Source organism: Arthrobacter sp. SAFR-179 (genome assembly GCF_059414945.1).
In genome coordinates this window covers 153,221-172,591 of the sequence record NZ_JBPFDM010000012.1, presented here as the reverse complement: position 1 = coordinate 172,591, position 19,371 = coordinate 153,221, and the positions used below count along the sequence as shown (strand labels likewise).

The window sequence follows — 19,371 nt, the reverse complement described above, 5'->3', positions numbered from 1 at the left end:
CTGGGCCATCGTTAGCTCCATGAAAACGGGCATAGCCCGCGTCCATCGCCGCACCCGAACACCACGCCGCCGAAGCGGAGGTTTTCAAATGAGGCAACGAATCCGGCTACGCGGAGGTTTTCAATGAGTCAACGCGACCCGTTGACAAGGCCGCCGCGACGGTCTTATGGTTGTATTAATTCGACTCACGAACAAACCTCTCCGGGAAGCAACATCACTCCCCTGCGGTATAGGTTCTCAATTAATTCATTCGGCGAACGAACATTGTGTATCAAAGGAGACCATAATGACCACCACAACCACTTACTCCCGCGCAACGGTGCGCGGTTCCCGACAGGGAGGCTAAGACCATGTCTGCTAAAGGATCTGTCGGATCGCGCATCATCGAACAGGTGGGCGGCATCGAAAACATCACCAACCTGACGCACTGCGCCACCCGGCTGCGCTTCGAGCTCCGCGACTCATCAGTAGTCAATGACGAAGCCGTCGACGCGCTCCCTGAGGTTATGGGCGTCGTGCGGCAGGACGCCCAGCGCTACCAGGTGATCGTCGGCGGCGCGGTCAACCACCTCTACGTCGAGATGACGAGGGAATTCCCCCAGCTCGGCAAGGGCGGCGCCGATACCGACCCCGATGCAATGCGCGAACTCAAGGCCGAACTCCAGGGCCGCGGACCACGAGGTAAGTTCGCCTGGGTCAACTGGTTCTTCGAGTTCCTCGCTGACTCGTTCCGCCCCGTTCTCGGCGCCATGCTCGGAGCCTCGATCTTCATCACGATCATGGCCCTGCTGGCCACCCTGAAGGTCATTCCGGCCTGGAACGCCCCCGGCGTCACACTGGATTCCTCGCTGAGCTTCGTCAACCTCGCCTGGCAGGCCGTCTTCGTGTTCCTGCCCCTCATGGTCGCCTACAACGCCACCAAAAAGGTCGGTGCAGACCCCTGGGTCGGCTTCTCCATCATGGCCGTCATGATGCTCCCGGCCTTCACCCAGCTGGCAGGGGCCGACGCCAAGCTCCCCACTGTGGTCCAGGTCTTCGGCCTGCCCCTGACGATCTTCAACTACAGCTCGCAGGTCTTCCCGCCGCTGCTCATGGCACTGCTGCTCGGACCGCTGTACGCCTTCCTGCGCAAGGTCATCCCCAGCAACCTCCAGGTCATCTTCGTGCCGTTCCTGTCGATGCTCGTCATGATCCCCGTGACCGCCATCGTCCTTGCCCCGTTGGGCGTCTACGCCGGCAGCGGCATCGGGAACCTCTTCGTCACCGTCAACGACTTCTCCCCGCTGATCTTCTCCGTCCTGGTCGGTGCCCTCTACCCGTTCCTCGTGATCACCGGCACGGCATGGTCCGTGGTGCCGATCATGTTCCTGAACATCTCAACCCTCGGCTATGACTTCATCCAGGGCCCCATGGGTGCATGGAACTTCGGCTGCTTTGGCGTAACCGCCGGCGTGCTCCTGATCGCGGCGCGCCGCAAGAACGCCCAAATGGAACAGGTCGCCGGCGGCGCCCTCACCGCAGGGCTGCTCGGCGGTATCTCCGAGCCTTCGCTCTATGGTGTCCACCTCCGCTTCGCAAAGCGGACCATCCCCGCGATCCTTGCCGGCAGCATCACCGGCGCGTTCATCATGGGCCTGGGTGGCGGAGTCACCACCAACGCGTTCCTCTTCACCTCGCTCCTGACCATCCCCGCCTTCAACAACATCCCCCTCTACGCCCTGGGCATCAGCGTCGCATTCATCGTCTCCATGCTGACCATCGCGACGCTCGGCTACGAAGGCCCCAACACCGGAATCTTCGGCCGCAAGTCCAAGGACACCGGCGACCAGGCTCTGGAGACCGCACGTTCCGGACGCCACACCGCCGATGCCGAGCTGCAGGAACTCCGGGCACCGGCAAACGGCACCATCATCGCGCTCTCAGAAGTCCCTGACCCCGTCTTCGCCGGCGGAACCCTGGGCGACGGCTTCGCCGTCGATCCCCAGGACGGCCGCTTCGTCGCGCCAGTATCCGGCAAAGTCGTGACGGTCTTCCCCACCGGTCACGCCTACGGCATCAGGACCGACGACGGCGTGGACGTCCTGCTCCACATCGGCATGGACACCGTCAAGCTCAAGGGCGAAGGCTTCACCACCCACGTAGCCAAGGGCGACCAGGTGACAGCAGGGGACCTGCTCTGCGACGTGGACCTCAACGTCATCAAAGCAGCCGGCTACTCCACCGTGACTCCCGTCGTGATCACCACGAAGAAGGCGGTCGAGGGCCTCTCCATCATCACCGGCCCCGCCGAAGCAGGAACCACCACCGCCGGACGCTACACCCTCACAGCCCCCGTCGCTGTCTGACCACCAGGAGACCGGCGTCGAATTGCCCAGCAGTACGGCGCCGGCCCTGGTCTCCATCCACCCAACCCTCCCGTAGACAGGAAAACCATGACTGAGAACCTCTTCCGGGTCGGCGTCCTCGGCGCCGGCGACATCGCACAGGCCGCGCACTTCCCCGCTGCCCGCAAGTCCAAAGAGATCGAGCTCTACGCAATCTGTGACGCCGCCGATGACCTGCGCGACCGCATGACCCTGATCCACCAGCCCACCACCTCCTTCAACGACTACGACAAAATGCTCAACGACGAGAACGTCGACGCCGTCGTCGTCGCAGTCGCCGACCAGTTCCACGTGCCCCTGGCCATCCGCGCCCTGGAAGCCGGGAAGCACGTACTCGTCGAAAAGCCCATGGGCACCACCGTCGAAGAGTCCGAAGCACTCGTAGCTGCCCAGAAGGCAAGCGGCAAGGTAGTGCTCGTCGGCCACGAGAAGCGCTATGACCCGGGCATTGCCTTCGCCCACGACTTCATCCGCGACGAAATCGGTGAGCTCATCGGCCTCAAGCACTGGTACTGCGACTCGACCTACCGCTACACGGTCACGAACACGATCCGCCCCCTGATCGAGCACAGCGCCGCAGCCCGCCGCCCCGCCGGTGACCCCAAGGCCAACCGCCAGCGCTACTACGTTCTCGGGCACGGCAGCCACCTGCTGGACACCGCCCGCTACCTCGGCGGCCCCATCAACGCCATCCGCGCCCGCCTGTCCACAAAAGCAGACACGTACTGCTGGTTCCTCGACGTTGAATTCGAGAACGGCTGCCTCGGACAGCTTGACCTCACCCTGGCCGTGCGGATGGACTGGTGGGAGGGCTTCCAGGTCTACGGCAGTGAAGGCAGCGTCATCGGCAAGATCCACAACCCCTGGTACCTCAAGGCAGCCGAGGTCCAGGCATTCTCGGCCAAGGACGACATGTACCACCAGCCGATCGGCGCGGACGCGAACGTGTTCCGCCTCCAGCTCGAAGACCTCGCCCAGGCCGCCCGCACCGGATCGACGCCGCGCGGTGCCACCGCCCTGGACGGCCTCGCCAGCGTCCGCGGCATGGTCGCCCTTGCCCGTTCCGTGGAATCCGGCGACTGGGTACGCCTGGCCGATACTGAGGGAGCTGTCTGATGGAGGTCGGAATCTTCGCCAAAACCTTCGAAGCCGCCGGCATCGAGGAGAACATGGCCGCCGTGGCGGCAGCCGGCATCACCGCTGTCCAGTACAACCTCTCCATCGCGGGCATCCCCACCGTCCCGGAAAAAGTGGACGCGGACACGATCGAACGGATCAAGTCCGCTGCCGCTGCCAACAACGTGCGGCTGGCCGCCATCTCGGGCACCTTCAACGCCGCGCACCCGAATCCCGCCGTGCGCAACACCGGCATCAGCCGGTTCGTCGAGCTCGTCCGGGTCTCCGTCGAACTCGGTATCCCCGTGATTACCCTGTGCAGCGGAAGCCGCGACGCAGAGGACATGTGGCGGCACCACCCGGACAACGCAACCCCTGAGGCCTGGGCAGACTCCCGTGACTCCCTCACCCGGCTCGCCGCACTTGCCGAGGACGCCGGCATCGTCGTCGCCGTCGAGCCGGAACACACCAACGTGGTCTCCACCGCCGACCTTGCACGGAAAATGCTGGACGAAATTGGTTCCCCGGCGTTGAAGATCGTCTTCGACGCCGCGAACATCCTGGATACCGAGGACCTGTCCGACACCACCACCGTCCCGGTCATTGAGGCCGCCCTGGAAACCCTCGGCCCGGACATCGCCTTGGCACATGCCAAGGAGCTCGTCCCCGGCCGCCGCGCCCTCGCACCGGGCCAGGGCGCTCTGCCGTGGAAGTCCATCCTCAACGGCCTGGCCAGTGCAGGGTACACGGGAGCCCTGATCATGCACGGCCTGCCCGAGTCCGAAGTCAGCTCAGGCGTGGACTTCCTGCGGCAGCAGCTGGAGGTCACCGTCTAATGCCCGCATTGATTCGGGACGACGGTGCCAGCCTCGAATACCAGGTCGTCCAGCCAGCCGCGCCCTCCCCCGGCCGTCTCCCGTTCATTTTCCAGCACGGAATGGGCGGGGACCGGAACCAGCCCCTCGGATACGTCAAGCAGATCGAGCGGACTACGCTGGTCTGCATGGACGCCCGGGGCCATGGGGACAGCAGCGACATCGTCGAGGACCGGTGCTCCTTCGACGCGTTCGCCGACGATGTGGTGGCTCTGGCGGACGAGCTCGGCTTCGAGGAGTTTATTGCCGGTGGGATATCTCTCGGCGCCGGAACGGCTCTCAATGCGGCGACCCGGTATCCGGACCGGGTGGCCGGGCTGGTCCTCTGTCGTCCGGCCTGGCTTGAACACCGGCAGGCAGAACGCAACACCGCCGCCTATGAGCTGATCGCAGATCTTCTTGAGCAGTACGGGACAGAAGAAGCCCTCAGCCGGCTCATTGCCAGTGAGGTCTATAGCGGCGTTGCATCTGAATCCGCCTCAGCCGCACAGTCCCTCCGCCATCAGGTCACCCGGCCCAAGGCGTCGGTCAACGCGTCCATCCTGCGCCGCTTTCCCACCAGCGCTCCCACATCGAGCCGGGACCAGTGGGCCAGCATCTCAATGCCCACGCTCATCGTCGGACACATGGATGACCCTTTCCACCCGTGGGACATCGCCAAAGCGTACGCCGACGCGATTCCTGCCGCCCGACTGGTGGAGGTGACCAGTAAGGACCGTGATCCTGCCTCGTTCACGGCCGAGGTCGACGCCACGATTTCGGGGTTCGTGGACGGCACCGAGTGGAAGTCAGCATGAAATGACGATCACGGAGGAAGTCCCGGAAGTCCTGGCCATGGATCTGGGTGGCACCCAATTGCGTACTGCCATCTTCAGCGAATCCGCGCAGCTGGAACGCTGGAGCGTCCCGACGCCCAAAGGTGCCGCCGCGGTCGTTGACGAAATGGTCCGCCATATCGAACGAGCCCAGAAGCTCACCTTTGGACACCTGCAGGCGGTCGGCATCAGCGCGCTTGGCCCCGTTGACCCCGTGACCGGGGCCATTCGTGATGCCCCGAACATCGGCGTCTACGATCCGTTTCCGCTGCGCCGAATGCTCCAGGATCGTGTCTCGCTGCCGATTGAAGTCATCAATGACGCGAACGCTGCCACCATCAGCGAATGGCAACTGGGAGCAGGGCGAGGCACCAGAGACTTCTGCTACGTCACCATCAGCACCGGGATCGGTTGCGGAATCATTGCCGGCGGACACCTCATCACCGGGCACCACGGAGCAGCGGGAGAATTCGGCAGAATCATCGTCCGGGCACCCGGGGAAATAGCATCCCGAACCCTCGAAGACTACGCCTCCGGCACCGCCATCGCCGCCCACGCCACAGAACTGCTGGGCACGACTGCCTCCCCCCGCCTCACACATGCAGCGGCAACCCAACCCATCACCGCTCGGCTCGTCGCAGAGCTCGCCGCGGAAGGGGACCCGGCATGTATCAACCTGATGCGCGAAGCAGGCACACGGGTAGGCGTAGCCATCGGCAATCTGGTGAGAGTCCTCGATCCCGAAGTGATAGCAATCGGCGGCGGAGTTGCCCGCGCAGGCGACACCCTCTGGGCTCCGCTCATGAAGGCCTTAGCCGACTCACTCGCCAGAGACGGCTACCCCATCCCCCGCGTAGTGCACGCCGAGCTCAGCGACGACGCCGGACTCCACGGCGCAGCAATTGCTGCACGAAAAGCCAGCGCAACTGCGGGCGCACGCAACCCCGCACTCTAAGAACCGTCAATGGCCGTTGGGACAGGTACAGCAGGCTGCAAGGAGGCACCTGACCTCGCCCGACGATGCACCAAATGAAGGAACAGACGTCGTGAGAATGGTTCTTTGCCTGGCCGACAAGAGAGAGTGGAAACTCGACGAGTTTAACTCCCTTGGGCGTCAGGAAATCGATACCCTACGGTCCGACCTCGTATGCATCGCGTGCGGAGGCAAAGCCTACTTTCGCAGATCCGGACGAAGTGCAGGGCCGACCTTCTGGGCCCGCCATATTGCGGGCTGCAAAGTCGTCAGTCCCAAGTGGAGCGCTTTCCGATACCTCCAATAGCTCACGGCACTTGCGACTGCAGCCTGCGACGTCCAATTGAAGTACACCCAAACCTGACGTCGGGCAATCGTGAAAAGAGCGTCAGAGTAGAGTCACGAAAGCTATTGTCGTACACCGCTACCCGACAGTCTTAGATTCAAACCTGACAACTGCCTCGTTCCGCGGTCTCTTCCGTGGCTGTAGGGACGAACATAGGATTCCGGTCCGTAATTGTTGGTGTGATGGAGAGTCCTGGCGGAGTGCGGCTAGAGAACCGGCCCCTCTCCCGCCATCGTGCAACAGGCTGTTGCGCAATTGTCCAGGGACCGTCTGGACGATTGGATTGCTCGCCACGACCCAGGGACAAATCGCGACCGATTATCGACCACTACTGGTAGTAAGGGGGCTAGCCCATGGTTCCTGTTTTCCAGCCGTCACGCCGTTCCTGAATCAAACTGTCATAGCCTTAGTGTTCGCTTTCCTGGTGCCGTTACGACAGGCGCCCCTATTTCCTTCCTTATTGCCACTTAGTTGCAGAAGTAAGCATGATCGCGGTGGGCGTCTTGCTCGGTACTGTTTGGGTGGCGCACCGCATAGTCAGCACGCTGTTAGTCTTGTTTTATGGCAAAAAAGACAGTCGTGCTGCTGGAAGATGATATTGACGGCTCCGAAGCTAAGGAAACCGTATCTTTCGCTCTCGATGGCAGTGAATACGAAATTGATCTCAACGAGGGACACGCCAATGAGTTGCGCGAAACTCTGGCCCGCTTCACCGGCGCCGGCCGCAAAGTCTCCGGCGGACGAGGCCGTCCGGCGCCCCGTACTAAGTCCTCCCAAGGTGGACCGGACGCCAAAGCGGTACGGATGTGGGCAGCCGAAAATGGCATACCGGTCAACACCCGCGGCCGGATTCAAGCGGAAGTAGTAGAGAAGTACGAAGCCGCTCACTAAAATCAGCAATAGACAAAAATGAGGACCGGAATTGATCCTTGATTTCGGCCCTGATTTTTATACTGCCGCTTACTTAGGAAGGCGGTAAACCTCTATTCAGGCATCGTCCCACCTCCGGAAGTCAAACCAGGGGCGCTTTATTCAGATATTTTGGTGAGCGATCCGGACCCTCGTGCGCCCCGGGTCAAGAATCTTCATGGCGGCTTCGGGCACTCGCGTTTTCAGTCTTTCCAGCTCGGGCCCGCACTGCTCCCTGCTCAGGTACCGTCGTGTTCGCCGCCGGCGATGGCGGTGCCCCCCGATCCTCCGGTTCCCCCCACCTGGGCCATGCATCCGCAAGGACAACTGATCAGGTGTGCGGGCACCTCATGCCCCAAGCGCTCCAGGATGGTGCGGACGCCACGGAACGGCCCGTCCGGGGATTCATCTCATAGCTTTGGCTTTTCCGTTTTCAGTTATCGCCACCGGCGTCCGGTACCGTTCCTTGCTCAAGTGCTGCAGTAATTGCTTCCGGTGATGGCAATGCCGCCTGTTCCTCCGGAGGAAGAGCGTCGTAGGTGTAGGAACTAACGGCGACTGGCTGGGAGGACCCGTCCAATGCGTAGCGGACTGTTGGCTCATGCTTGGAGCCGCACACCAAGATCCCGACCGTAGGGGCCATCCCCGGGAACTTCACCAGATCGTTGACGGCGGCCACGTAGAAATTCAGCTGCCCTAGGTGATCTGGCCTGAATTTGCCTGACTTCAGCTCCACAACGACAAAACGATTGGTCGGTACATGTACCAGGAGAAGGTCAATGTAGAAGTCCTCACCTTGAACATCAAGGTGGAACTGACGGCCATAAAAGGCAAACCCTCGGCCGAACTCAGCCAACGTCTGGGACATCCGCTGGGTCATGGCTTCTTCCATGGCCAGCTCTTCGACTTCCTTAGTCAGTCCGAGGAAGTCGAAGACCAATGGATCCTTGGCTACGCTGCGCGCCAGGGCCGCTCCATCTTCGAAGAGACGTTCTTCGAGATTGTTCGGCGCGGCTCCTGCTCTGCGATGCAATCCAGTCGTGATCTGATGCTCAAGGACTTCCAGCCTCCAGTTGTATTCGCCGGCTCTGTCCGCATACCAATTGCGGATCTCGGGGTCCTTCAGTTTGAGAAGTGCGATGATGTGACCCCAAGGCAGTCCGCCCACCCGGGCTCGATCCGCCGGGTCAGACAAGTTCCAGGCTGCTGCGAACGCCCGCATGTAAAAGAGGTTTGAACGCGAGAAGCCACGCATGTGCGGGAAGGCGGACTTTAGGTCCGCTGCAAGTCGCTGCAGAATCTTCGTCCCCCAAGGCTGGGCTGCTTGACGTTCCAGGATTGTCGACCCAATCTCCCAATACATCTGGACCATGGCATTGCTCGCGGCCTGTTGAGCGCGTAACTGCGCCGAGCTGACGAGTTCCTTGAGGGAAACGAGGATACCGGTGTAGCCGGTGGGAAGTTCAGGTTCGATCTGGGGCACGCCCCCACCTTAGTCGGTGGATCCGACAGGCTCCGGCATGGCCGAGTGCGGAATAGTCCAAAGAACTTTGGACCAATCAGGACCCCTATCCTCTTGAGCCCTTGTCTCCCCCAATAGTCCAGAGAACTCTGGACTATTGGCCGCCAGCCGCTGGGGGCAGGGCATCTCACGACGCCTTCACCGCCACCCAGCTCAGACGACGAGGTTTCGTGCCTCCCTTACCCATTGGTCAAACTCACACGACACACAAGGACTCAGCCAGCCCCGGGGGAAACCGGCGCCCCGTTCGCATACGCGAGCTGGGGTGTAGCTAGGGTCCCTCTCAGGGTCAGACCTCCGGCTCCTCGCCAGTAGAGGGCTGCTGCGGAGTGATGCGTGCCAACAAGCTGTCGTGGGCTTCCTGAAGCGCTTCCGCCCGAGCTTCGGCGGCCGCCGCTCGAGTCGTTGCTGCTGTCGCCACGGACGTTGCTTCCTGTTGGGCTGCACGTGCCTGCTCGAGTTGTTCGATATTCACGGCCAGCTGCCGCTTCAGCTCCTCGATCTGACTCGCCAGCTCTGCCGTGACAGATTCCTTCTCCGCCGTGACGACGTCGAGGTCGGCGACGAGCTCGGCAACCTCCTCGTTCAGCTCCTTCTTCTCTCGGGCCCAAAGCTCTTCGGCAGCTTGGTGCCGTTCATTGGCCACGGAGGACGCTTCCGTCCACACAGCGCCAGCCAGCCGGGCGGCCTGTTCAAGGATGGCCGGAGGCGTTGCAGCGACCTGTCCCCCAGCGGCATGCTTCTCCTCGGTCCATTCTTTCAAATAGCGGGTGGCATCGGCGTTGCTCACGCCTGCGGCTGCACGAACCGTGGACACCGTCGGCCGCCGTTCGACGCTGATTTGCTCGGCGGCAGCAAAAACGCGGTCTTTGACACTAAGGGCCATGGAGGAAAGCCTTTCAAAAACATAAGTAAGCCATAGGAGTAGTAGTAACAAAATTACTACTACTCCTACCGCGCGGCAATATCTCCGCCCCGATACCCCTTCGTTAAACGTCTCCTCGGCGCGGCACTGAGACACCCGCCGGTCCCAAGCAGTGACTTGATGAAACGCGGGCGCCTTCCGCCGAACTTCCGGCCCGGTGTTGTTGTTCGCGGGAGCTGAAGTATGGTACCCCCGGCGACCCACAGCGCCTCAGGGGGTTCCTAGGCCTGCCACTGGGGAGAACGACTGAGGCGAGACAGTGCAGACACTGTCTGCACAAATCCCTTTTCCGCGTCGGCTGACCGCCCGCTCGTACCCGGTTCGACCGTAGGCTACCGTGAGGGGCAGAACCATTGGGGGGGTGGGTGACCGTGGCTCAGGCGAAGGAAGAGGTGCCGCATGCGCGGCGCTCTGCTCCGTACTGGGAGTGGGTGGAGATGTACCGGCGGGGCATTGAGCCGACGAAGATCGCTGGCGTCTGCGGTGCTCCCGTGACTACTGTCCGCTATCACTTACAGGTCGCAGCGAAGGCAGATCCTGGTCTTCGCGGCGAGCATGCCGCGGCCGTGCCGCTTAAGGTCCCGTCCGAGACGGCTTTGCAACGGATGCACGATCTGGTCTCGTTCTTCCGGGTGGAAGGGCGCCTTCCTGCAGCCCATGCGAAATCCTCCACCGAGCAAACCCTGGCCAGCTGGTTGTACCGTCGGCGGCGGGAATCAGCAGCGGGAATCCTCTCCCCCGCCCTTCGCGAAGGCCTGGGTGTCATCCCCGGCTGGGACCAAGCCTCGCCCCGGAAGGCTCAGGACGAGGCCCGGTGGCAGCGGCGGCTGAAGGAAGTAAGAGCGTTCCGTAAGGCCAGTGGTGAATTGCCGCGGCACCAGAAGACCGATGATCCGCTCGAGCGCACCCTCGGGGTGTGGCTGCACGGCCAGCGCATCAACTACAACCACGGCAAGCTTGCACCGGAGAAAAAGTCGCAACTGGATAAAGTGATCCCGGGATGGCGCGAGGGCCGACCGCGCCGCGGTGGCCGCCGCCGCGATTCATAACCGACACACCGAGAGGCACCCGCCTCCGCCACTCCTTTAGCGGTTGGAGGCCTCCGCGTGCCGGCCCATGATGCGCCCCTGTTTTTTGTGGGCCGTCGGTGCGCTGCTACTCGGGCCGCGATGGTCTGTACAAAGGATCGCCCATGTGCGCGTGTCTTCAGCGGCTCATGCCCTTTTGAAGGAGTTTCGTCTGGCCGTTGGCTCCGCGTGTCTTGCGGGCCTTCGGGTTCCTTCCTGGCGCCTTTGCGACCGCGGCGCTGGGCGGCGTTGCCTGGTCCTGGTCGGCGCTGAGTCGTGCCTGTACGGCCTCGCGGTCGGCAACGCTTTCCAGACTGCTCGCCAGCTCCTGGCGACGCTCGGCCGAGTCGTATTTGAGGCCAGCCTCTTCTGCCAGTGCCTCGGGGCGCTGATTGTCCTCATCTACGTTCTGCTGGCGGTCCCTGTCCTCCCGGTCCGCCTCGACCAGCAGTTGCACAGCCTGGGCGTTTTCATCACGGCCGGTACGGCGTTCCTGTTCTGCCTGTTCGCGGTCCCGTTCAGCTTTAGCCAGAGCCTCCGACACCGAGGCATCATCGGCACCGAGGTTGTCCACGTCCAGCCCGTAGCGGCGCTGTACCTGGTCACGGATTACCTCGGCCGCGTCGCGCGCTGCCGGGTCGTGGTCTTTCCACGCGGTGGCAGTCTCGTGTGCCCTTTCGACGTCGCGGCCGCTGGCGGTGTCCCACCACCGGTTGTCCATGACGGGAGCGAGCTGGGTGCGGGCCGCTGCCCGCTCCGCGTCGAACCGGGCCTGCAGTTCGCGGGCCTGTTGTTCCTCGGCCGCTTGGGCGCGGCGCAGCTCTTGCTCGCGAGCCCTGGCCAGCTGCTCACCGAGCCGGCCTGCGACGGTCAGCCCGACGCGCGACATGGATTCAATAGCCTCATCAATGCCGTCAGATTCGCTCATGGTTCCCCTCCTTGGTGTTATCTGTCAATGTCTGGGCGGGCACTCCCGCTTCGGGTGCCCGCGGCGGTGCGTGCCTGCACGTATTTGGGCGGCAGCACCGAGCCCGTGGACCGACCGGCAACCTGGCCGGCTGTACTCGCGCGTACCGCGGCAGCCGCTTCACTATCCGCTGCGGGCGTGGTCGCAGGGACGCTGGGTAGTGCGGCAGCGACCTGGCTCAGGTGATGCTTCACCATGTGGCTGATCTGCCGTGCCCGACGCAAATCATTTGAGGCCTTGTGCATGTCGTGGACGGCCTTGGCGACGTTGAGCAACTGGCGCAGCATGATTGCCTGCGCGGCGGTTCCGGTGCCGCCCATCGAAGCTGCCATGAGCATGAGCGAGGCTCCGCGGACAGATGGTCCTGCGCTGCGGATAGGACGGACTGGATAGCGGCGCAGTTGTGCTGTCTTGGACAGCTCATCGGCTGCTGCTGCGAGTGGTCCGGGCGTTGCCTCGGTTGCCGTGGACCACGCTGCGAAGGCACCGGATGTCTCGCGTGCAACGTGCGCCCAGGTCGCGTGGTCATCCAGCGGGACGGAGCGCAGCGTTTCGCGGAGCCGGGCAACTTCGTCGCTGTATTGCTCCCACAAGTGCGGGTCGGGTTCGTGGGCTTCGCGGCCGATCGTGACCGGGCGGCGCCCACGTGCAGCTGCCTGCCATTCTGCGACCGCCTCGGCGGCACCTTGTGGACTGTCAAGCCACTCGGCACGGAGTTTGGGCAGGGCAAGGTCTTTGGCGAGGTGACCGCCGCCGAACCAGACAGGCCTGCCACACTTGTGAGGACGTTCTGCCACGCTGTAGCCGACCACAACGTCGTCACGTCCTGACGCATACCGCGGCCTGACCAGTGCACCGGTGCCACGAAGGCGTCGAATAAATTCGGCCTCATCCTGGGCTGAAGTCGCGCAGGCACGGACCTTGCGTTCCAGGGACCGGCGTTCCGGTTCCGGGGCTCCCCGCCGCTCGGAGGCCTCACGTTCTCCCGGCCGGAGGCCACGGGTGGAATGCGTGGGCGAAAGTTCTTCCAGGCCGTACCTTTTCTCAAGCTCGCGGGCGGCTTGCTGTGCCCGCGGGTAGTCCCGCCAGCTGCTCCACTTCGTGCCGTCCTCGCGGACCATGGACGCAGCAATGTGGATGTGATCGTTCCCCGCTTTGCTGTGGCCGTGACGGATCGCCACCCACTGGGCCGGCGCCCGTCCGCTGGCTTCGGTGAACCCCATCTCGTCCATGAAGTCCTGCGCAATCTCAGCCCACTTCTGGTCGGTCAGGTCGCCTTCCTCCGCGCGCAGCGACAGGGAGCAGTGCCAGACATGGCCACCGGGAATCTCGACGCCCAGGACGCTTCGGGCCCGGTCCAATTCCTTGGCAATGGCCTGCGCGGCGTCGGCGTTCAGTTCGTCATCGTTGTGCCAGGCCATGATCGACGGTGACCCCGCAACAAGGTGCGGGTCGACGTGTTCGTTCGCCCGGCCGGGACCGGCAAGGTACGCGATCAGCCCGTGCATGCGGGTGCCCTTGGTGATGTTGGGAATCATCAGCGAACCATCGAATCCAGCATCGTATTGATCCGGTCAGCAACCGCCCGCACCCGGGTCAACACCGTGCGGGCTGCTTCTGGGAATTCGTCCGTGGCGTTCGCGTGCCGGGCGAGCTGGTTGACGTTGTTCGACAGGGCACCAAGGTAACGGCGGGCTGCAATGAATTCCACGGCCATCGCCCGCCGCTCAGCCAGCGACTCGGAGTTCTCCGCATACAGGGCAGCACTGACCAGAATTTCCGACGGACTCCGGCCGGTCCGTTCCTCCAGCACCTTCAACTGAGCGCGCTCGAACTCCGACACCGACACCCGCACGTACTGGGTGTCACCGTCAATGTTCGCGCGCCGGCGGCGGGAGAACCGGCGCGGCGACTTCCGCTCTTCAGTCATCCAGATCCCCTCCCCCAATGCCCAGCGCAGCGCCCCGGATCCTCCGGGCCACACCAACGAGTGTGCCGCATCCAAGGCCGCAGGCCGTGGATCAACACACGGGTTATGGCACATAACCGCCTAGCTTGCTCCGGAAAACCGCCTGCACCCGGCTTTGAGGCCTCGGGTGGGTTCTTGGGGACTGCCCTGGACGACGCTGCGCGTCTGATCTGTTCAAAACGACTGCGTCGTTCCGTTTCGGCTGGTTGAGGCTACTGCCCGGTCCTTCCTTGGCAAGTCTCCGCAGCCGACTTTCGCGGCATATCCTCGCTTCGCTCCGGTATTCCACGGTCCGGCTACTCCGACTGGCCAATTCCTTCACCGGTCAAGTTTCGGCAAGCGTGCCGAAAGGAACGCGGCATAGGGTTAGCGAAAGGTACAGTTTTGGCTCTCATCTCACCGACCACAGTGGCCAGGCAATACGGAGTCTCCCCGACGCTGCTTCGGCAGTGGCGGCAGCAGGGTCTCGGCCCCGAATACTTCCAGTTCACCGCACGTACCATCAGCTACTGCGACGACTACCTGCGGGACTGGTTCAACGATCCCAGCAACGCTGGCCTTCTGGCAGAGAACCCTCCAGTGAACGTGGGCACGTCGCGCCGGAACGGGCGAGTCCGGCAGAGCCGGCACCGGGATAATCGTTAGGCTGAGACCATGGCGAATCTCGACATTGAACAGACACGAAACCAAGCCCGCGCGCTGCTGGACTCCCGCATCGAATCCGTCACCGCCCTCGTGCGGAGCCGCCAGCGGATCACCGAGCTTCGCGACCAACTTGTCGCCGCCGAACGCGACGACAAGCGCGCCTATGTACAGGCCACACGGGACGGGTGGAGCACCGACGAACTCAAGAAGCTCGGCCTCGAACCATCTGCGGTAAAGCGCCGCCGGACAGCAAAGCGCTCCGCCGGCCAGGAACAGGAAACTGACCAAGAAACGGCCTCAACCACCGGCGAACAGTAGTCCCTTCGATCCACACCCCGCTGACATGGCGTGCCTCGAAAACGCCGAAGGCTGGCACCCTGTACGGGTGTCAGCCTTCGGCGCTTCTGGGTTCCGTTGTCAGTCCTCTGCGGATGTATCGCCTTCGCTGATCTGACCGGCTGCGATACGCTCCGCCGTCTTCGCAAACGCCGCGTCGATGTACGCGGCAAGATCATCTTCGCGGACTCTCCAAACCCCGCGGCCACCAAACTGCGCCGCCCGCAACTCGCCACTGCGAACCAGCGCGTAGACCAACGGTTTGCCAAGGTTCAGGACTTCCTCGACCTGATCCAACGTCAGCATCCTGGAAAACGGGGAGCCCACCGGCGCGTTGCTCTTGCTTACTTCCTCGGTCCGCTTAGCCACGGTTATGTTCCCTCGTTTCGGTGCTGCAGTTCATCCATCGTTCTCTGACCCCGGCGAAGTTCGCCGGCCTTCACGGCAGGCCAGGCCTTGCCGCCGTTGTACTTGCGCTGCAGACGCTTTACCTCACGCATGGTCGCCCGCACGATTAAGTCCGAAACGCTAGCATCGCCTTCGGCCAGACCGGCAGCCTTGAACGCGGCCCGGACCTGCCCCGCCTGGTCCTCCGTGTAGTACGGAGTGAACGCGGCTATCTTCTTCTCCCTGGCCATCAAACAGTTGCCCGCCCCAGTTGTGCCGGGCTCTCGGCCACCGATGCAGTCCCTCCAAGGAACCGCTGGCGGAGGGTCACGGAGCCGTCCTCGTCGACGCGGATACCGGAGCGCTGGCGGCAGCCGTGATCGTGGCGGGGTCTCCTGCGTGCGTCATCTGTTCCTTGTGCTCGAGGTCCGGTAAGTGGGGAAGCCTGTAGGGGCCAGCGTATCCGCTGGCCCCTACAGGAACACACTTAGAACGTTGGTTCTGCTGTGCGCCCCGGCTGAGCGTAGCTTGCGCCCGTGGCGTTCTTACCGAACCAAGGATCATCATCGGCGTAGCCGCCGTTGCCTGCTTCTGCGGCAGCGGCTTCCTGCTGCACCTTCTCCGTCGGCGGGTGTTCCGAGGCTGGCTGTGTCCCGGGCGACCCCACGGGCTGAACATTCGCATACCGGAGTGAGGGGCCGATTTCGTCGACTTCGAGTTCGATCACAGTGCGCTTCTCGCCTTCCTTGGTTTCGTAGGAACGGGACTTCAGCCGGCCCGTGACGATCACGCGCATGCCCTTGGTCAGGGACTCGGCCACGTTCTCCGCTGCTTCCCGCCACACACTGGCGCGGAGGAAAAGCGTCTCCCCGTCCTTCCACTCATTAGACTGACGGTCGAACGTCCTAGGCGTTGACGCGATGGTGAAGTTCGCAACCGCCGACCCACTCGGAGTGAAGCGCAGCTCCGGGTCCGATGTCAGGTTTCCGATGACTGTGATGGTGGTTTCGCCGGCCATGATGGTTCCTTTTCCTCGTGTGCTGGTGATGTTCTCGGTGGGTGTTGTGGGTTCGTTCTGAGGTTCGGTCCCACCCGGTTCGTCGTGGGGGAGGTCGTTGAGTTGGTACTGGTTCGCGGTGTGTGCGTCCCAGAACCCGCCCTCCCCTAGCGGGGCACGGCTGATCGTCTCCAGGTACCGGTCGTTCCCTCCCATGTCCGGGACGGCGTAGAAGCCGTCGTACAGGTCCTCAATCAGGGGTTTCACAATGGCGGGCTCCACAACGTAAGGGTCCACAATGTCGGTGGGAATCCTGCCGCTGGGGTTGACCTGCCGGAACAGGTCCACCTCCAACGGGATCCGTGGGCTGAGTTTGTACCCGACGACCGGACGCGGGGTGGTCACGGTCCTCACGCCGCCTTGTGACTCATGGCCGCCTGGACGAGCTTGTCGCGGCGCAGGCCCGACCAGTGGTCCTCGTCGTCAGCGTTGTTCACCACGACGGGCGCCTGGGAGTAGCCGAGTTCGGCGGTGATGTACTCCAGTGCTGCCGGGACTTCGGTGATGTCCACGGTCGAGTAGGTGATGCCCTTGGAGTCGAAGTAGTCCTTCGTCTTCTCGCAGTTCGGGCAGTCAGGCTTGGTGTAAACCGTGTAAGCGGTGGGTGAAGCAGTCATTTTCAGTACCTGGTTTCGTATCAAATAAGTTTCGTTCGTCTGGCTGACTTGCTACCTCAATTTTAGCAATCATTCAACTGAATGAACAGAGGTTTTACCGCATATTCTAGAGCTTTTCTGTGCTATATCCGAGCGGACATTCCGCACTGAGCCGCGGGGACGGATGGCTGGTCACGCCGCCGGCGACTGTGGTGATCCCCGCAGGTTCGCCAAGGTCTCAGCCCCCCTGTGCCTGAGAAGGTTCGAACCAGCAACGGCGACGTGCGCACCGGCCTTGACGGGCAGGGCTGAGTGGGTGTCGTCCCGGCTGAAGAAATATTGCCCACGTCGGGCGGTGCGCCGACAACGCATGGTGTGGACCATGGGGAACATGTCTGACTTGAAAGTAAGCATGCTTGCTATTAGTTTGGTGGGAGTTCTTCGCCTGGCCCCCATCAGGCGGAGCGCGACCTGGAAGGCCCCGCTTTACGTTTTCGTGCTGCGGGGCTTTTCGTTATCCGCATTTGCGCAGCAGATGTCGGGGTACCGACGGCAGAGGGAGTGTGCAGTGGCTCAGGGCGATATCGAGACGTACTACGAAGACGGTGTCTGGAAGAACAAGCGTGAGGGCACCGGACGCGCGTTCGGCGCTGGCTACGGTACCAAGGATGAAGCGGTAGTTGCAGGCCGGGAAGCTGCCCAGGCCGACAAGGTGGAGCACGTGATCAAGAACCAGGATGGCCAGATCGGCTCCAAGAACAGTTATGGCAACGATCCCCGGAACGTCCCGGGCTAAATCAGCTCCCAGCTTCGGGACTCCCGGTTAACCCGGAAAGGAGCCGGCGTGTGCCGGCTCCTTTCGGGTTTCTCTGCAAGAAATCTATGGTCAGTCTAACTGAAGTGATGGCCGTGGTCTTTCCCAGCCTCATTGCTGGAGCGCGGCTCCTGCTTTGTGGTCCTGGTTGCCGGCGCAGGACGGCGGTTCGCCGCTGGTGAGTGGTTGCTGTGGTTCGCCCTGGGCGGCGGACCGCCCGACTTCTGGAAGGTTCCTGGCCTTCCTTCGGTGATTGGGGCCTGTGCCGGGCGGGGTTCGGGATCCGCCACCCGGCACAGGGAGCCGTGGTCTATCCGGCCTTCTCGGTCTTTTCGCCGCTGTCGATGATGATCTGCTCCGTCTCCGATGCGGTGTATCCCCATGCGACCAGCTGATTCAGGTAGTCCCGGTGGGTTTGGCTCGGTGAGCGCCACGAGTCTTTTTGGATGGTCTTTTCATAGCCGGCGCAGACCAGCGCAATCAGTCCGAACTCCGGGCGTGCAGTGGTTTTGGCGACGTGGTCCCTGAGCGGGTTCCACGCCCACTGGTTGGATTCTTCGACCTTCGCCCCGACCATTTCAGCGGCCACCTTTCCCTCGTAACCGCTGGCGGTTTCGGAGTGGTGGGTGATCGCATGGAGGGTGAAGTACTGCCAGCCCTTCGGGGCCTGCTTCTTCGCCAGCAGGTTCTTGACCCATTCACGCCTAACCACAGTCGCGGACTGCATCAGCTTGTTGTTCTCGATCAGGGTCTTCCGTTCGGCCTTCTGCTCCTCGGTCATCGGGCCTTTGGGGGCCGACGATGTGCCGTAGCCGCTGTAGTAGCGGAGCGTGAAGCCCAGGTCTTTCCACCCGGTCACGACGGCGACGGCGGAGTGCTCGCCGCGATAGTCCGTATCAATGTAGACGGCGTTTCCGTCCTCGGCGGTGGCCGGTTCCCCGTCTGCCCTTTTCAGGGACGTGACCCGAAGGGTTTCGCTGTCCTCCCCGTACCCGCATTCGGGAACAACGATGGTTCCGACTGCTTCCAGCTCTGCGGTGAGCGCGGCCAGCGCGGCGGCGCGGTCGCGCTTGTCGCGCAGCTGCTGGGTGACGTGCAGGAGCATGTCGGGTTCGTCCATGATGACCGACTCCAACTCGGCGGTCGCTTCCTCGTCTGACTCAAACTCAGCGAGAATAAGGGCTTCTTCGATGGTGTATCCCTTGCCCAGGGCGGCGGCTCCGGTGTCAGTGGACTTGGCTTTGAGGGCGGACTCGACGGTGGTCTTGGTCCGTCCGGTCTTCTTGGCGATCGCGGCGGCCGAGACACCGATCAGGGACAGCTGGTGGTAGGCGTCGGCCTCGTCGGCTTCGGTCAGTTCGGCGCGCTGGATGTTCTCCACTACCTGCGTGACGATGCGTTCTGCTTCCTCGGGTGAGTCGATGATCATTACCGGGATCAGGGGCCGTCCGGCTTCGACGGCGGCGCGGGTGCGGCGCTGGCCCATCAGGACGTGCACGGTGCCGTCGTCCTTGCGGTGGGCGATCACGGGTTCCATCACGCCGTGTTCCTTGATGCTGGCGATGAAATCGGCGGTCAGGGCGGCATCCTTGCGGACGTTCATATCGACGGTGAGGGTGGCGGGGTCGAGCATTTCGAGCGTGGGTGTTTCAGTCATGGTTTTTGTCC

The 19,371-nt window shown here is 62.9% G+C and carries 20 protein-coding genes; 10 read left to right on the top strand and 10 right to left on the bottom strand.

Translation table 11 applies throughout. The annotated features are described in order from the left end of the window. Positions 1–350: 350 nt before the first annotated feature. The 6 genes from ACR65K_RS17545 (at position 351) to ACR65K_RS17520 (ending at position 7,400) form a co-directional block, all read left to right on the top strand. Positions 351–2,345: a glucose PTS transporter subunit IIA gene (locus ACR65K_RS17545; protein ID WP_440154287.1), complete on the top strand. Its 1,995-nt coding sequence runs from the start codon at positions 351–353 to the stop codon at positions 2,343–2,345. A gap of 87 nt (positions 2,346–2,432) precedes the next feature. Beyond that, positions 2,433–3,500 (top strand): Gfo/Idh/MocA family protein, encoded by a 1,068-nt coding sequence (locus tag ACR65K_RS17540; RefSeq protein ID WP_440154286.1) that lies wholly within the window; start codon positions 2,433–2,435, stop codon positions 3,498–3,500. Then, on the top strand, positions 3,500–4,336 hold the full coding sequence (locus tag ACR65K_RS17535) for a sugar phosphate isomerase/epimerase family protein (RefSeq protein WP_440154285.1): 837 nt from the start codon (positions 3,500–3,502) through the stop codon (positions 4,334–4,336). The genes ACR65K_RS17540 and ACR65K_RS17535 overlap by 1 nt, the downstream gene beginning before the upstream one ends. Beyond that, positions 4,336–5,172, top strand: a complete 837-nt coding sequence (locus ACR65K_RS17530) for an alpha/beta fold hydrolase (protein ID WP_440154284.1) — start codon at positions 4,336–4,338, stop codon at positions 5,170–5,172. The genes ACR65K_RS17535 and ACR65K_RS17530 overlap by 1 nt, the downstream gene beginning before the upstream one ends. Position 5,173: 1 nt before the next feature. Further along, positions 5,174–6,145, top strand: coding sequence for an ROK family protein (locus ACR65K_RS17525; protein ID WP_440154283.1), 972 nt, complete (start codon positions 5,174–5,176; stop codon positions 6,143–6,145). Between the two features lie 925 nt (positions 6,146–7,070). Further along, entirely contained in the window at positions 7,071–7,400 is a 330-nt protein-coding gene (locus tag ACR65K_RS17520) for a histone-like nucleoid-structuring protein Lsr2 (RefSeq protein WP_440154282.1), read from the top strand. Between the two features lie 451 nt (positions 7,401–7,851). On the opposite strand, the gene ACR65K_RS17515 is transcribed toward ACR65K_RS17520, so the two are convergent. Together ACR65K_RS17515 and ACR65K_RS17510 are read right to left on the bottom strand one after the other, a co-directional pair. Beyond that, positions 7,852–8,901, bottom strand: a complete 1,050-nt coding sequence (locus ACR65K_RS17515; RefSeq protein ID WP_440154281.1) for a PDDEXK nuclease domain-containing protein — start codon at positions 8,899–8,901, stop codon at positions 7,852–7,854. 328 nt (positions 8,902–9,229) lie between these two features. Continuing rightward, on the bottom strand, positions 9,230–9,826 hold the full coding sequence (locus tag ACR65K_RS17510) for a DNA-binding protein (RefSeq protein ID WP_440154280.1): 597 nt from the start codon (positions 9,824–9,826) through the stop codon (positions 9,230–9,232). A 404-nt stretch (positions 9,827–10,230) separates the two neighbouring features. Here ACR65K_RS17510 and ACR65K_RS17505 point away from each other — a divergent pair, with 404 nt between their 5' ends. Next, a complete protein-coding gene (locus tag ACR65K_RS17505; RefSeq protein WP_440154279.1) occupies positions 10,231–10,914 on the top strand; it encodes a helicase associated domain-containing protein in 684 nt (227 codons plus the stop codon). Between the two features lie 157 nt (positions 10,915–11,071). Here ACR65K_RS17505 and ACR65K_RS17500 read toward each other — a convergent pair whose 3' ends face one another. Genes ACR65K_RS17500 through mobC form a run of 3 tightly spaced genes read right to left on the bottom strand, consistent with a single transcriptional unit; the run spans position 11,072 to position 13,829 of the window. After that, positions 11,072–11,860, bottom strand: a complete 789-nt coding sequence (locus ACR65K_RS17500; protein ID WP_440154278.1) for a coiled-coil domain-containing protein — start codon at positions 11,858–11,860, stop codon at positions 11,072–11,074. Positions 11,861–11,877: 17 nt separating this feature from the next. Further along, positions 11,878–13,437, bottom strand: coding sequence for a relaxase/mobilization nuclease domain-containing protein (locus ACR65K_RS17495; RefSeq protein WP_440154277.1), 1,560 nt, complete (start codon positions 13,435–13,437; stop codon positions 11,878–11,880). Further along, positions 13,437–13,829 carry a plasmid mobilization relaxosome protein MobC gene (gene mobC, locus ACR65K_RS17490; RefSeq protein ID WP_440154276.1) on the bottom strand — a complete coding sequence of 131 codons (393 nt, stop codon included), beginning with the start codon at positions 13,827–13,829 and terminating at the stop codon, positions 13,437–13,439. The genes ACR65K_RS17495 and mobC overlap by 1 nt, the downstream gene beginning before the upstream one ends. A 423-nt stretch (positions 13,830–14,252) precedes the next feature. Between mobC and ACR65K_RS17485 the strand changes: the two genes are divergently transcribed. Next, on the top strand, positions 14,253–14,513 hold the full coding sequence (locus ACR65K_RS17485; protein ID WP_440154275.1) for a hypothetical protein: 261 nt from the start codon (positions 14,253–14,255) through the stop codon (positions 14,511–14,513). A 9-nt stretch (positions 14,514–14,522) separates the two neighbouring features. Beyond that, positions 14,523–14,831 (top strand): hypothetical protein, encoded by a 309-nt coding sequence (locus ACR65K_RS17480; RefSeq protein WP_440154274.1) that lies wholly within the window; start codon positions 14,523–14,525, stop codon positions 14,829–14,831. A gap of 99 nt (positions 14,832–14,930) precedes the next feature. Here the strand turns inward: ACR65K_RS17480 and ACR65K_RS17475 are convergent, their stop codons facing one another. The 4 genes from ACR65K_RS17475 to ACR65K_RS17460 all read right to left on the bottom strand — a co-directional run bounded on the left by ACR65K_RS17475 (position 14,931) and on the right by ACR65K_RS17460 (position 16,910). Beyond that, complete coding sequence (locus tag ACR65K_RS17475; RefSeq protein WP_440154273.1) at positions 14,931–15,218, bottom strand: helix-turn-helix domain-containing protein; 288 nt, start codon at positions 15,216–15,218, stop codon at positions 14,931–14,933. A 2-nt stretch (positions 15,219–15,220) separates the two neighbouring features. Then, positions 15,221–15,487 carry a ParB family protein gene (locus ACR65K_RS17470; protein ID WP_440154272.1) on the bottom strand — a complete coding sequence of 89 codons (267 nt, stop codon included), beginning with the start codon at positions 15,485–15,487 and terminating at the stop codon, positions 15,221–15,223. Between the two features lie 236 nt (positions 15,488–15,723). After that, positions 15,724–16,638 (bottom strand): single-stranded DNA-binding protein, encoded by a 915-nt coding sequence (locus tag ACR65K_RS17465; protein WP_440154271.1) that lies wholly within the window; start codon positions 16,636–16,638, stop codon positions 15,724–15,726. A 5-nt stretch (positions 16,639–16,643) separates the two neighbouring features. After that, the gene (locus ACR65K_RS17460) at positions 16,644–16,910 is read right to left on the bottom strand and encodes a glutaredoxin family protein (protein WP_440154270.1); all 267 of its coding nucleotides are present in this window, start codon (positions 16,908–16,910) and stop codon (positions 16,644–16,646) included. Between the two features lie 547 nt (positions 16,911–17,457). Here ACR65K_RS17460 and ACR65K_RS17455 point away from each other — a divergent pair. Next, positions 17,458–17,685, top strand: coding sequence for a DUF2188 domain-containing protein (locus tag ACR65K_RS17455; RefSeq protein WP_223917554.1), 228 nt, complete (start codon positions 17,458–17,460; stop codon positions 17,683–17,685). A 328-nt stretch (positions 17,686–18,013) separates the two neighbouring features. On the opposite strand, the gene ACR65K_RS17450 is transcribed toward ACR65K_RS17455, so the two are convergent. Beyond that, on the bottom strand, positions 18,014–19,360 hold the full coding sequence (locus ACR65K_RS17450; RefSeq protein ID WP_440154269.1) for a ParB/RepB/Spo0J family partition protein: 1,347 nt from the start codon (positions 19,358–19,360) through the stop codon (positions 18,014–18,016). Between the last annotated feature and the right edge of the window lie 11 nt (positions 19,361–19,371).